General features: G+C 69.9%; 9 protein-coding genes and 1 pseudogene. 4 read left to right on the forward strand and 6 right to left on the reverse strand.

Annotation, left to right across the window (positions count from 1 at the left end; translation table 11 throughout):
• Positions 1–60 precede the first annotated feature (60 nt).
• Positions 61–987, forward strand: coding sequence for a cobalamin-binding protein (locus NUT86_RS02280; protein ID WP_274733015.1), 927 nt, complete (start codon positions 61–63; stop codon positions 985–987).
• Positions 988–1,265: 278 nt separating this feature from the next.
• On the opposite strand, the gene NUT86_RS02285 is transcribed toward NUT86_RS02280, so the two are convergent.
• Together NUT86_RS02285 and NUT86_RS02290 are read right to left on the reverse strand one after the other, a co-directional pair.
• Complete coding sequence (locus NUT86_RS02285) at positions 1,266–2,000, reverse strand: S1 family peptidase (RefSeq protein WP_274733016.1); 735 nt, start codon at positions 1,998–2,000, stop codon at positions 1,266–1,268.
• Between the two features lie 230 nt (positions 2,001–2,230).
• The gene (locus NUT86_RS02290) at positions 2,231–2,977 is read right to left on the reverse strand and encodes an FG-GAP repeat domain-containing protein (protein WP_274733017.1); all 747 of its coding nucleotides are present in this window, start codon (positions 2,975–2,977) and stop codon (positions 2,231–2,233) included.
• 427 nt (positions 2,978–3,404) lie between these two features.
• Between NUT86_RS02290 and NUT86_RS02295 the strand changes: the two genes are divergently transcribed.
• On the forward strand, positions 3,405–4,472 hold the full coding sequence (locus NUT86_RS02295) for a YncE family protein (RefSeq protein WP_274733018.1): 1,068 nt from the start codon (positions 3,405–3,407) through the stop codon (positions 4,470–4,472).
• A gap of 270 nt (positions 4,473–4,742) precedes the next feature.
• On the opposite strand, the pseudogene NUT86_RS02300 reads toward NUT86_RS02295, so the two are convergent.
• Positions 4,743–4,997, reverse strand: a pseudogene (locus tag NUT86_RS02300) (transposase); the annotation flags it as partial.
• Positions 4,998–5,498: 501 nt separating this feature from the next.
• On the opposite strand from NUT86_RS02300, the gene rph reads away from it, so the two are divergent.
• The gene (rph, locus tag NUT86_RS02305; RefSeq protein ID WP_274733020.1) at positions 5,499–8,123 is read left to right on the forward strand and encodes a rifamycin-inactivating phosphotransferase; all 2,625 of its coding nucleotides are present in this window, start codon (positions 5,499–5,501) and stop codon (positions 8,121–8,123) included.
• Positions 8,124–8,277: 154 nt separating this feature from the next.
• On the opposite strand, the gene NUT86_RS02310 is transcribed toward rph, so the two are convergent.
• Positions 8,278–9,270: a phospholipase gene (locus tag NUT86_RS02310; protein WP_274733022.1), complete on the reverse strand. Its 993-nt coding sequence runs from the start codon at positions 9,268–9,270 to the stop codon at positions 8,278–8,280.
• Positions 9,271–9,566: 296 nt separating this feature from the next.
• On the opposite strand from NUT86_RS02310, the gene NUT86_RS02315 reads away from it, so the two are divergent.
• Positions 9,567–10,013, forward strand: coding sequence for a TIGR03618 family F420-dependent PPOX class oxidoreductase (locus NUT86_RS02315; RefSeq protein WP_109886788.1), 447 nt, complete (start codon positions 9,567–9,569; stop codon positions 10,011–10,013).
• Positions 10,014–10,172: 159 nt separating this feature from the next.
• Here the strand turns inward: NUT86_RS02315 and NUT86_RS02320 are convergent, their stop codons facing one another.
• Positions 10,173–11,510, reverse strand: a complete 1,338-nt coding sequence (locus NUT86_RS02320) for a cytochrome P450 (RefSeq protein ID WP_274733024.1) — start codon at positions 11,508–11,510, stop codon at positions 10,173–10,175.
• 55 nt (positions 11,511–11,565) lie between these two features.
• Positions 11,566–13,179, reverse strand: coding sequence for an acyl-CoA dehydrogenase family protein (locus NUT86_RS02325; RefSeq protein WP_274733026.1), 1,614 nt, complete (start codon positions 13,177–13,179; stop codon positions 11,566–11,568).
• Positions 13,180–13,372 lie beyond the last annotated feature (193 nt).

Consider the following 13,372-nt stretch of genomic DNA (forward strand, 5'->3'; position numbering starts at 1 on the left):
TAGTTGGACGTCCTAGCAAGTCCACCCTGCCCCGCCGCAGGAAGGGGCTAGGGTCGGAACATGCGCATCGTCTCCCTGCTGCCGGCGGCCACCGACCTCGTGGCCGAGCTCGGTCTGACCGCCGATCTGGTGGGCCGCACCCACGAATGCGACTGGCCGCCGGAGGCGGTCGCCGGGGTGCCCGTCGTCACGGCTGCCGAGTTCTCCGCGGACACCCTGAGCAGCCGGGAGATCTCCGACGCGGTGGGAGGCGCCTCCCACGCGGGCTCCTCGCTCTACACCCTCGACACTCAGGCTCTCGCCGCCCTCACTCCGGACGTGGTCCTCACACAGGACCTCTGCGACGTCTGCGCGGTGTCGTACAACAACGTCTCCCAGGCCGTCCGGGTCCTGGACGCCGACACCAAGGTGCTCAGCCTGGAGCCGCGGACCCTGGGCGATGTACTGGACTGCCTGGTCACCGTGGGCGCGCTGCTGGGCGTACGCGAACGCGCCGAGCGGCGGCGGGAGCAGCTCCGCGCACGCCTGGCAACGGTGGAGCGGCTGACTGCCGGGCTCCCGCGGCCGCGTGTGGTGGCCATCGAGTGGCTCGACCCGCTCTGGCCCGCGGGGCACTGGGTACCGGAGCAGGTCACCTGCGCCGGTGGCACGCCGCTGCTCGCGGCGCCGGGCGAGCACACCAGGCCGATGGAGTGGAGTGCGGTACGCGCCGCGCGCCCCGACGTCCTCCTCGTGCTGCCCTGCGGCTTCAGCCCCGACCGGACGCTGCAAGAGCGCAGTCTGCTCACCGAACTGCCGGGCTGGAACGAACTGCCCGCCGTGCGCAACGACGCCGTCTGGGTCCTCGACGGGCCCGCCTACTTCAACCGGCCGGGCCCCAGGGTGGTCCGGGGCGCGGAGATCCTGGCGCACGTCCTGCACTCCGTCGACGTGGGCGAACCCGTGCTGCCGGGTGAGGCGATCCGGCTGTCCGAAGTGGAGGGCTGACCAGAAGCCGGCCAGCCGGGCCAGGCACCACCTGACGACCCTCGTGCGCCGCCTCATCACCGGCGAGGCCGACTATCCCCGCAGCACCTGGAGTTGCCCGCACTGCCAGAGGCCGTCGGGCGGCCCGATGGTCTCCAGGGTCTCCTTCCCTGCGAGCGGCCTGAGCTCGACCAGGGAGGGCGGCGAGCCGGTCTGGCACTGCGCCTGGCCGGACTCGCGGTGTGGCTTCTGTGTGTGTCGCGGCAGCCGGCTGCGTCCGCTCCTGCCCGTGCTCTGCGCTATTTCCGGGTGACCGAGTGGATCCAGGCGAGTTGCTGGGAGATCTCCCCTGCCTCGGCGATCTTCTCCCGGTCGGAGCCGTCAAAGACACCGAGGAGGGTTTCGGTGCCGCGTGGGCCGATGCTCATCACCGGGCCTCCGGAGTCGCCGCCGGCAGGAATCCCGGACACTTTTTCCATGCAGAAGTCCGAGCCGCCCGGTGCGGTGTAGCCGGCGCATCGGGGGTCGTCCGGCCGTACGACCCGGAGTTCCGACTGCTTGAGCACCGGTGACTGGCAGGTGTTTTCGTCCCCGTCGCAGGTGGCGCCCCACCCGTACTGCCGCACGGCCTGGCCGGGGACGGCACGGGCCGTGGCCAAACGCGCCGTGCCGACCGTCATCGGCGGGACCTTGATGAGCATCATGTCGGCGTGCGCGCTTCCCACGCGTCCACCGGGAACCGGATGGACCGTGGTGCCCTTCCGCACATCGAGGCTGCCGACCCGGAACGAGATCCGTTTGTCGGCGATCGGCTGCGCCTGCTCGAAGAAGCAGTGCGAGGCACTGAGGATCCACTGGCGTGCGACCGCCGTCCCGGTGCACGCCGGTTTGCCGTCGACGAGCATGCGCACCGCCCACGGGCCGTAGGTGCTCTTCGACCCGCCGATGACGGCGGAGGCCGGCGCGGATGACATCACCGAGCCCGTCACCAGCAGTAAGACAGTCAGCAGCAGTACACGAACTCGACGCATCATCCGGAACAGCTCCTCTCGTCGGGGCATGGGCCGTTCGGGTGGTGAGATACCCGCTGGGGTCACAAAGCTCCGAATGGGCTCAACGTAACGGCCAGGGCGCTTCTTTCGGACCTTCGTGGAAGTTCACGGGACGGAGCAGGGCCAAAGACGGCACCTTCACCCGCTTGTTCAGATCGGTTCCGGTGCCGGGCGCCGCCGGTGACCGGAGGACCGTCGGCGCCCGGTTGTGGTCAGGAACAGGGCTTGTAGAAGTGCTTCCAGCCGTCGCCGGGCATGGTCGGCGGCTCCGGCGTGGTGCCGAACTCGCCGTACTTCCGCTGCAGTTCGTAGTCGTAGATCCCCGGGCCGCTGCCCGGCTTCGTCAGGCGCACGTCCCGGTCCAGCTGTCCGTCACCGGCGTTGTTGAGGATCGCAAGGTCCGGGTACGCGTCGCCGCCGTAGTTGGCGATCCGCAGTTGCTGAACCTCGCCGTGGTCGCCGATGTCGGAGTGCCGGGACTTGGCGGAGGCCAGGTTCGACCGCTTGAGGGGGCCGGGGCGGTACTCCGCGACGCGCGCCGTCGAGGGGTCGTCCCCACCGGCCGGCTTGACGAGGTTGACGACCATGTCCAGGGTGCCGTCGCGCTGGAAGTCGGCGACCGCGGCGGACGCGACCTCCCCCTTCTTCGCGCCGAGAAGGGCGCTGACGGCGTGCTTGGTGCCGAACGAGCCGTTCGCGGTCCCCCACTGGATCGTCATCCTGGTGCCAGTGAGGCCGGGGTTGCTGATTTTGTCCGGGTGGCCGTCGCCGTCGAGGTCGCCGACCAGCGTCGTGGCATCGGCCAGGCACGGGGCCGTCGCCACGGCGGTCTTGCCGGCCCGTGCCGCGCCACCCGGGGCCGTCGCCGCGGCCGCATCGGCCTGGAAGCCGGCAACGGTCAGGGGCAGGGTGACGGCCGCGACCGGCACGGCGATCAGGCGTAAGCGCTTACGAAGCATCTTGAACTCCTCATGTCGTTGCTGCGAGGTGAGATGCCGGTAGCGCCCTGGGCGTTGATGCCCGGATCGCTGTATTACACACCTGTGACGCGGGAACGGGAGAGCGGGACGATCCGGCTGCCCGGCGGAGCAGGCCGCCAGCCGGGCGACAGTCAGACCTCGCCGCCGAAACAGCCTCCCGCGACCACGCTCCACCACTGCGCCGGCCTCTCCACACACCGCTCGCCCGCACAGGCCCTCGCCCGGCCACCACCGCAGGGTGCACCGGACGTTGCACCCGCGCGCCGCCCCGGTGGCATCCCGTGCGACGGGCGGCTCGGTTAGGGCGACCACCACACATCGGAAGTAAAATCTTAGGCAAGCCTAAGCTAAGTTAATGGCTCATAGTCCCTCCGCGGGGCGCCTCTGTGAAGGAGATTGACGCCATATGACCTCACTCGCCCACCGCATCCGCCTTGCTGCCGCGATCGTCGTGAGCCTCGCCGCCGGCAGCACTCTCGCCCTGCCCGGAACCGCGACCGCGACCGCGACCGCGCACTCAGGGAACCCGTGCGGCTCGGTAGCCAGTTCCGCGCCGGTTGCCAAGGGCCTGTACCAGACCGCGTACTCCGAGCGGAACCACGTGCTCTGGGCCACCTCCTCCGTGGGCGAACCGCTGGTCACCAACTCCAGCCTGGTCAAGCTCGATCCGCACACCCTCAAGGTCGAGGCGACGTACAGACCGCCGGTCACCGACCCGGAGACCGGCGCCGTCGAGGCCGTGTACGGCATAGCCGTCGACGACGAACACAACAGCGTCTGGACGACGAACACCCGCGACAACTCCGTGGGCGTCTACAGCCAGCGCACCGGGAAGCGCCTGGCCAGCCTGCCCGGCGTGAACCATGCCCGTGAGGTCGTCGTCGACGAGAAGCACAACCTGGCCTGGGCGAGCAGCTTCGCCGACGGCAGCGTCGTCGCCTTCGACACCCGCACCTACAAGGAGAAGAAGCGGGTCACGCTCGCCGGATCGAGCCCGGCCGGCATGGCGGTCGACGAACGGACCGGAACCGCCTACGCCACCGACTTCGCCAACGACCGGATCATCGAGATCACCCCACGCGCCAAGAGCCCGCGCCTGATCCCGACCGGTGACAACCCGCTCTCGATAGCCCTGTCCAAGGACGGCCGCACCGCCTACTCCGCCGACCAGGCCGCCGGCACCGTCTCGGTGATCAACCTTCGTAAGGGTGCCGTCACCAAGACCGTGCCGACCGGTGCGGGTGCGAAGTCCGTGGCCACCGATCCGCGTTCGGGCCTGGTCCTGGTCGCCAATCGCACCACGGCCACCGTCACGGTGGTCGACCCCCACAAGGGCACCGTCGTCGACAGCCTGACCACCGGCGCCAACACCAACCACGTTCACGTGGCGCACGGCGCGGCGTTCGTGGCCGCCAAGTCCGGCTCCGGCCCCGAGGGCCAAGACCTCCTGCACCGCTTCCCCCTCGGGCACTGACACCCCACCACCGTGGCTCGGTCCGGAGCCGTACCGCGTCCCGCCCACCTCGCCGAGCGCGGGCGGGACCCGGACCCGAAACCCGGGCCCGCCACATCTGTAGGACCAGGCCGGTTTCCCGCCGCCCCGCCGCGGAAGCTGAACGGCTCCCCAGCACACCCCAGCCCGCGAGCGTCCCGTGACGAATCCTGAACCGTTCCCCCCCCGCCCTGGGGGCCAGGTCCCTTCGTCTTGGTCGGCCACAGCTGGGGCGGTCCACTCGTACGGCTGACCGCTGCCGAGTGGCCCGAAGACGCCGGCGTCACGCCACAGCCGGAAGCCGTGGTGGACGGCCAACCAGGCGCCGAACTCCCGCGGCATCTCCCGCCACTGCCCGCCGGTCTTGAACCGCCAGATCACTCCCCCGAACTGCTGCCGCAGCCGCTCGGGGTACGGGCCGTACTCACCGATCGGCAGGTACGGCCCGATGAACTCCCGCTCCGTATCGGTCGGGCGTCGGCGCCGGCCGCTGTAAGTGGTGCGCAGGAGGAGGATCTGGCCGGTGCGGCGGGTCAGCTGCCTGGGCCGCCGTCCCGTACCCGTACGCGGCGCGCCATCGCTTCGCGAGCGAGAGGCTTGTCGGTTCCAGCGGACGCCAAAAAGCAAAGGCAAGGAGATCTCTCTCCTTGCCACTCTTAACTTATAGCGCACTGGGGGGCTTGCGGCAAGACCCGGGTGGTGGCGCAAAATCATCGGCCGAGGCCACAACCTGCGGAAACGGGGGCACGACGTGCGTGTGTTGGAGACGTATGGGGGACGCGGTGACGTCGAACCAGCGGTGGGACCGGCAGTCCGGTCGCGAGCGCTCGGGGCGGTGGTGCGGGGGTGCGCGCCACCCGACTCGGCGGAGCGGTCGGCCGACTCGTCGGAGGGAAGGCAGCCAGAGACGAGGGCGTGCCTGACGAGAGGTTCGACAGAGGTGGAGGCGCCGGTGATTCGATCGGCCACTGCAGTGCAACGGGACACGACTGCCTCGGAGGTATCGCGATGATCGAGCAGTACGTGTGGGATCTTCAAGAGGTTGACGAGACGCAGGTCGCGGTCGTGGGCGGTAAGGGCGCGCACCTGGGCGGGCTGTCGCGGATAGAAGGCATCCGCGTGCCGGCCGGCTTCTGCGTGACGACGGATGCCTTCCGGCGGATCATGGCGGAAGCGCCGTCGATCGACGATCGGCTCGATCAGCTGTCGCGCTTGAACCCGGACGACCGGGAGGCGATCGGGACGCTCAGCGCACAGATTCGCCGCATCATCGAAGGGGCTGCCATCCCGGGCGATCTCGCGGCGGCGATCACCCGCGCGCTCGGCCGGCTCGGCGAGGAGGCCGCCTACGCCGTCCGATCCAGCGCGACGGCCGAGGACCTGCCGACGGCATCCTTCGCCGGCCAGCAGGACACGTATTTGAACGTCGTGGGGCCGGCGGCGATCCTCCAGCACGTCAGTCGGTGCTGGGCCTCGCTGTTCACGGAGCGGGCCGTGACCTACCGCCAGCGGAACGGCATCGACCACCGTACGGTCGACATGGCCGTGGTCGTGCAGCAGATGGTCTTCCCGCATGCGGCCGGCATCCTGTTCACGGCCGACCCCGTCACGGGCAACCGGAAGGTCGCCACCGTGGACGCCGGCTTCGGCCTCGGCGAGGCACTGGTCTCCGGCCTGGTGAACCCGGACGTCTTCACGGTGCGGGACGGCGAAGTCGTCGCCAAAGCAATCGCCGCCAAAGAGCGTGCCGTTCAGGCCCTGCCGGCCGGCGGCACTCAGGAAGTGGCGATCGACTCGCAGCGGCAGGAGCAGCCGGCGCTGACGGATGCGCAGGTCGTGCGGCTCGTGCAGCTCGGGCGGCGGATCGAAGCGCACTTCGGCCGCCCGCAGGACATCGAATGGTGCCTGGTTGATGATGGCTTCCGGATCGTTCAGAGCCGGCCGATCACGACGCTGTTCCCCATCCCCGTAAGCGGCGACCAGGAGAATCACGTCTACGTCTCCGTTGGTCATGGGCAGATGATGACCGACCCCATGAAGCCCCTGGGGTTCTCCATGTGGCAGCTGACGGCCATGGTGCCGATGCACGAGGCCGGCGGGAGGCTGTTCGTCGACGTCACCCGGCGCCTGGCCTCGCCCGCGAGCCGCGCCGGTCTCCTGGACGTCCTGGGGAGAGGCGATCCGCTGATCAGGGACGCTCTGGAGACCGTCCTCGACCGCGACGATTTCGTCCCCTCGCTCCCGGACGCGGGCCCCGGCGGGCCGCCGGCCGGTGGTGCGTCCGCCCCGAGCGAGCCCGATCCGGCCATCGTCACCGAGCTGATCGAGCGCAGCCAGGCGTCCATCGCCGCGCTGGAGCGCGACATCCGGACGAAGACCGGACCGGCGCTGTTCGACTTCCTGCTGGAGGCCTTCGAGGAGCACAAGCGGGTCCTCAGTGATCCGTTGAGCATGCAGGCGATCATGGCGGGGATGGAGGCCACGTGGTGGCTCAACGACCAGCTGCAGGAGTGGCTGGGCGAGAAGAACGCGGCTGACACGCTCACGCTGTCCGCCCCCGACAACGTCACGTCGGAGATGGGACTGGCGCTGCTCGACGTCGCGGACGTGATCCGCCCGCAGTCGGAGGTGGTGGCGTTCCTGCAGGGCGTCGAGGACGAGGGCTTCCTGGACGAGCTGGCGAAGCTCCCGGGCGGGACCGAAGCGCGCGACGCCATCGAGGGGTACCTCGACCGGTACGGCATGCGCTGCGTCGGCGAGATCGACATCACGAGGCCACGTTGGCGCGAGCGCCCCACCACGCTCGTGCCCGTGATCCTCGACAACGTCAGGAACTTCGAGCCGGGCGCCGCCGAGCGGCGCTTCGAGCAAGGGCGGCAGAAGGCGCAGAAGAAGGAACAGGACGTGCTGTCACGCTTGCGGGCCCTGCCGGACGGGGACCGGAAAGCCGACGAGGCCAAGCGGATGATCGACCGGGTCAGAACCTTCATCGGGTACCGGGAGTACCCGAAGTACGGCATCGTCAGCCGCTACTTCCTCTACAAGCAGGCCCTGCTGGAGGAGGCCGAGCGCCTCGTGCAGGCAGGCGTGCTTCCTGAGAAGGAGGACATCTTCTACCTCACGTTCCAGGAACTCCGCGGCGTCGTGCGCTCGCAGCAGGTGGATGACCGGCTCATTCAGCAGCGCAAGGAGGCGTTCCGGTCGTACCACGCGCTCACACCGCCCCGGGTTCTCACCTCGGACGGTGAGGCCGTCACCGGGGCGTACCGGCGCGACGACGTGCCGGCCGGCGCCCTGATCGGCCTGGCGGTATCCGCCGGGACCATCGAGGGAAGGGCCCGCGTCATCCTGGACATGGCGGACGCGGATCTCGAAGCGGGCGACATCCTGGTCACGCCCTTCACGGACCCGAGCTGGTCGCCGCTGTTCGTCGGAATCGCGGGCCTGGTGACGGAGGTGGGCGGCCTGATGACCCATGGCGCAGTGATCGCCCGGGAGTACGGCTTGCCGGCCGTCGTGGGCGTGGAGCAGGCCACCCGGCTGATCCGGGACGGGCAGCGGATCCGTGTGCACGGAACCGACGGGTACGTCGAGATCCTGGGGGGTGCAACAGGCGGCGATCTGGTCGGGTAGCCCGCCGCGGCCGGCTCAGCTCGGCAGCGTGACCGGACAGCGAGAGCTCACCCGCGCCCAGCCGTGACCGTGGACCGCCGCGTACGACGCGGTCCACGGTCCGGGCGGCGACGGCGCCGACAGGAACCGGGGCCGGGCGGGGCAGCTCGGGGCGTCAGCTGCCGAAGGGGATGTCCCGAGGGGTGGCCATACGGCGGGTGTCCGGGTGGGCCTTCACATAGTCCGTGATGTACGAGAGCGACTCCCGCACCGCGCTGTCGTCCGTGCCGCAGCCCTTCGGGCCGCTGACGCCGTCCGGGTAGCACGACATCCGGTTGCCGTAGATCAGGCTGTCCACGGCGGCACTCCCGCCGGACGCGTCGAGCAGGGTGGCGGCACGCTCCCCGTCACCCTTGCCCACCGTCCAGCCGACGGTCTGCCCGAGCTCTCCGGCGTCACGGGCCTTCCTGCCGGCCTCCAGCTCCTTCCGGATGCTGTCGAACTTCAAGGCCATGTTGAACTCGCCCTTGTCCATCACGCGCTGGTTGCCGGGGACGTTCGGCCCGTGCTCGGCGAAGCCGTCCCGGACCTGCGCGTAATCGCCGCTGTAGCTGACCGCTTCCTTGGAGTTCAGGTCAGCGAGGGCGTTCTTCCAGCCGCTGCCGCCCTCCTTGCCGTAGAAGCCGTAGAGCACCCGGATTCCCCTGCTCTCCAGCTTCTCGCGCGCCAGGTCCCGGAGCGCGGCCACGGAGCAGTGGCGCCACTTGGGGTCGCTGCTGTCGCACCAGTCGGGGTTCTTCATGTCCAGCCAGACGAAGGAGACCTGACGCCCGTCGTCATGCTCCTTTGCCACCTGGTCGAACATGGCCGACATGGTGTCCCCGTAGCTGGTGAGAGTGCCGTCGTGGTCGGCCCACCAGCCCTTGCGCCAGGCCGTTGCGTCCATCTCCAGCGCGTTGGCCCCGTTCTTGAGCGCCGTGGTCACCCCGCCCGTGGTCAGCACCCGGTGGGCAATGGCCCAGGTGGGGCGCTGCTCGGTGGTGCTGGGCGCGGTCTCGGAGGGCTCCTCCTCCGGTCCGGCCATTGCGACTCCGGTGCCCAGGGTGGCTGCGGAGGCGACCAGAGCCAGCGGCAGCAGTATGGCGCGAAGCGGACGTGGGGCGGCCATGAGGACGGTCCTTTCCGTTGCACGGGCTACGTGTGGCGGCAGCCCGTGTGCCGTGCGGTGGCTGCCTGCCCTACAGGCAGACGGCGGGCCAACTGCCCGCAACTGCAAGCACTGTACGCTAAGTTACCCGCGGGTAAACATTGGCTGCGGACCGTACACGGCTGCCCTGGTCGTGTGTGGTCGAGTAGTTGGAGATCAACGATGGTCCCCGACTCCGCGACCGCATCATGAGCCTGCTGCGGAATCCACGGATCCCTCCGATCCATCCCGGTGATCATGGTTGGTAGCCTCCCGGGATGACTGCGATCTTTGACGAAGCCGTCCGCGCCCGGCTGCAAGCCCCCAACATCTGGTACGTCGGCACTGTGTTCGCCGACGGAGCACCGCAGGTCAGCCCGATGTGGGTCGATCTGGAGGGAGAGGGTGAGCTGATGTTCAACACCTCGGTGGGCCGGGTGAAGGAGGAAAACCTGCGCCGCGACCCCCGCGTCTATCTCTCGCACGCGGACGCAGCCGACCCCTTCGACCGGGTGCAGATCAGTGGCGAGGTGGCCCGCTTCATCGAAGGCCAGGAGGCGCACGACCACATGGACCGGCTGGCCCGGAAGTACCTGGGCAGCGAACGGTTCGAGTGGATCATGCCCGGGGAGCAGCGGGTTGCGGTGATCGTGCGCCCGGTCAAGGTGCGGCACATCGTCGGGGTGGAGCGGTTCCGGCCCGGCGGCCCCGTCCCCGCACCCTGACCGGCCCACCCAAGCGCCGCCCGCTCTCCGCGCAGGGGGCCTTCCGGCCGGTCGTGGCGATCCGTCGCCACCAGCTTCCTCTCACGCGAGTTCCGGCCCCAGCACTGACCAGTCGAACTCCGGCTCGTTCAAGGTGATTTGGGCCCTGCGGGTCCGGTGCTACCGGCGTGCACGGAGCCGGACCCGTCCGCCCTGGGCGGGTACGAGCGTCACCGACACGAGCCGAGCCGGTTCCAGAGGGCCGGCCGGCTCGGGAACGGCCGCCGCGAGGATCTCCCTCAGGACGGTCTCGGTTTCCAACTGGGCCAGCGACACCCCGATACAGCGCCGCACGCCGCCGCCGAACGGTGTCAGCGAGTAGGGCACCGGGTCCGTGCCCACGTGGCGCTCGGGCCGGAAGGCGTCCGGCTCCGGCCACAGCTCGGGGTCGAGGTGAGTGAGCGAGAACAGTGCCGCGACGAAAGCGCCCCTCGGCACCGGCCGGCCGCCTAGCTCCGTGTCGTGCGCTGCGGTGCGCATGGCGTTGTAGACGGCGGGGCGCAGCCGGCCGGACTCCTTGATGGTCGCCTTGAGCAGGCGGCCCGCTCCCTCGTCGAGGTCGGCGATCAGGTCGTCGCGGGCGGCGGGATGGTGGGCGAGCAGGTGCAGTGTCCAGGCGATGGTGGTCGCCGTGGTCTCGTAACCGGCCAGCACGAGGCCGGTCAGCTCGTCCAGGAGCTGTGCGTCGTCCAGCCCGGCCCCGTGCTCGTCACGTGCGTCGAGCAGCATGGACAGCACGTCGTCGCGGTGGGCGTGGTCGGACTCGGTCCGGCGTGCGGCAATCTCCTCGCGGGCCAGGTCCCGTACGGTCGCGCGGAGCCGGTGAAAGCGGCCGCCCGGAGAGAGCGGTCCGAGATCGCGCTGCAGCGGCTTGGGCAGAAACAGGACGGCCAGGTTGCCCATGGCGACGAACGAACTCAGCGCGGTCCGGAAGGTCGCGATGCGGGCGGGGGCCGTCAGGCCGAAGACGACCCTCAGAATGACGTCGAGCGTCAGTCGCTGCGCCCAGGGCCGCAGGGGCACGCCATCGCCGGACAGCAGAGCGGGAAGCTCGGTGTGCACAAGTTCCCGCACCCGCTCCGTCCAACGGATGATCCGGGCCCCGTGGAACGGGGGCAGCAGGAGTTTGCGATGGCCCAGATGCACGGGTGGTGGCGTGCAGATCAGCGAACCGCTGCCTACGGCGGGCGCCAGCAGGGCAGCGGCATCACCGCCGGTGAACCGGGCGTGGTCGGTCAACACGGCCCGGTTGGAGGCAGCATCGGCCGCGCACACCAGGGCACCGCGGTAGGGGAAGGTGCGGAGCGAGAAGACCGGGCCGAACCGCCGGCGCAGGGATCGCGCATAGCCCTGGGGTTCCAGGAGCATCCGTGCCGTCTGCACGGCCCGCGGCGCACGGGCGGCCGGTGGGAAGAGCCGCGGATCCCACGACGGCTCCCGGGTGAACGCATCGTTCATGGCCGGTGGTACTCCTCGAACGGTGGACGGTGAACGGCGAGCCCATACGACCGGCTCAGCCGAGCGGAGCCGGCTGCCAGGGCCCCTCCGGGTCGTCGTAGGCGGCTTCGTAGCCGTCAGTGGCGATGGGGGCCTGGAGGATTGCGTCCGGAATGGCGAAGGCCTCCACGAGAGCGAGTGCGTCGGGGGCCAGTGCGGCACTGACGCGGTCGACGGCGGGGGCCAGGTCCCGGACCGCTTCGGCGGTCAGATGCCCGTCCGCCAGCAGCAACCCCGCGTGGGGCGCGAGGCGTTGCAGTGCGAACAGCTGGAAGAGCCGCTTGAGCGGGCGCCGCGTGGCATCATCTATGACGCGGTCGGCGGCGGCCAGGAATGCCTGGGCGGCCCGCCGGGTGGCGTACGCGTCGACGAGGTCCAGCGCCGGGTTCACCGCATGGTTCCAGCGTTCCATCGGACCGGCGCCGGGGCAGCTGAGCCGGCTGCGGGCGTACTGATGGCAGTACAGCTCATGGCGCACAAGCAGGTCGAGCAGGAGAGCGCAGTCGGTCAGCGGGCCGGTGCGCGCGGCGGGCGGCGGGGGCGGGCTGTAGCCGCGCCCGATCAGCATGTCGGCGCCGGCCTTGGTCCAGATGACCAGGTTGTCGCCTTCGGCGGTGATGGTGCTCTCGATCGGCGTGAGCAGGTCGACGATGCGGTTGGCCGACAGCAGCCCCTGGGCACCGCAGCGTTCCCGGCTCTCGACCACGATGTCCCTGGACTGCCATGTGATCCAGCCCTTCGCCGCTGCGACGAGAACCTCCGCCTCGGCTGTCTCGGTGCTGTCCGGACCCGCACAGCGGCGGGTGGTCTCGCGCAGCAGGAACGTCGCCGCGTAGGCGCGGGCGGTGACCCCGAGCAGTCTGGTCTGGTGGCAGCGGTAGTCGAAGACCGGTACGCCGGTCCTGCTTGCCGGGGCGAAGGTGTGCCGGCGATGGGCATACCGCACGGAGATGGTGAGGCAGGCCCGGGCCCCGGCCAACGCCGCCGCGCCCAGGCAGAGCTTGCCTGTGGTGACGCGCTGGATGGACCGCAGGAACCGGCGGCGACGGCTGCCGAACGTGCTGTGGAAGGCGCCTTCGGTGGTCAGGTCCGCGTGGTCGCCGGCCAGCAGCGCCGTACGCGGCAGTCCCACCTGGTCGAACGAGGTGATGGCGTGGTCGACGGCCGACCCGGGAGTCTCCGAGAGGGGGCGCATCCGGATACCGGGCAGCGGCCCCTGTCCGTCGCGCAGCGGAACAAGGAACAGGAACACTCCGCAGTCCTGGTCGCGGACGATCAGCCTGGCCGCGACCAGACCGCTCTTGGGCCCTCCGGCCGGGCCGGTGTTGGGCATGAACTTCTGCGCGCCGAGCGAGGGCGTGTGCAGGACGAAGGTGTCGGTTTCCGTCCGGTAGGTCGCCGTGGTCTCCAGCTCTGCGGCGTTGTTTCCGTAGCCGAGTTCGGTGATCAGGGCCGTGCCGTATTGCCGCAGCCGGGTGAACGGCAGGAGGTCGATCGTGCGCCGGGGATCGATGCGCAGGAGGCTGCCCAGGAACAGGTTGTAGTGGATGGTCGCCAGAGTGGTCAGCGAACCGTCGACCACGCCCAACCACTCGTGCAGCGCCACCAGTTGGTCAGTCGCGGTCACCATGCCCGCGACAGACTCGATTTCTTCGTTGACGACCCGTAAACGCTCATAGGCGAGTTCGGAACGCTCTGCGGGTGACAATCCGTCGCGGTAGCGGAAAACATCCCGGCGGAAGACTTCCGTCCAGGGTCTGTGTAATTGATCGAAACGCCCGTCATAGAGCACTTCGGTCAGTAGCGGTACCTGCAATCGGTCC

It is taken from the genome of Streptomyces sp. G7(2002) (assembly GCF_028870195.1).
GTDB classification, from domain to species: Bacteria; Actinomycetota; Actinomycetes; order Streptomycetales; family Streptomycetaceae; genus Streptomyces; species Streptomyces nigrescens.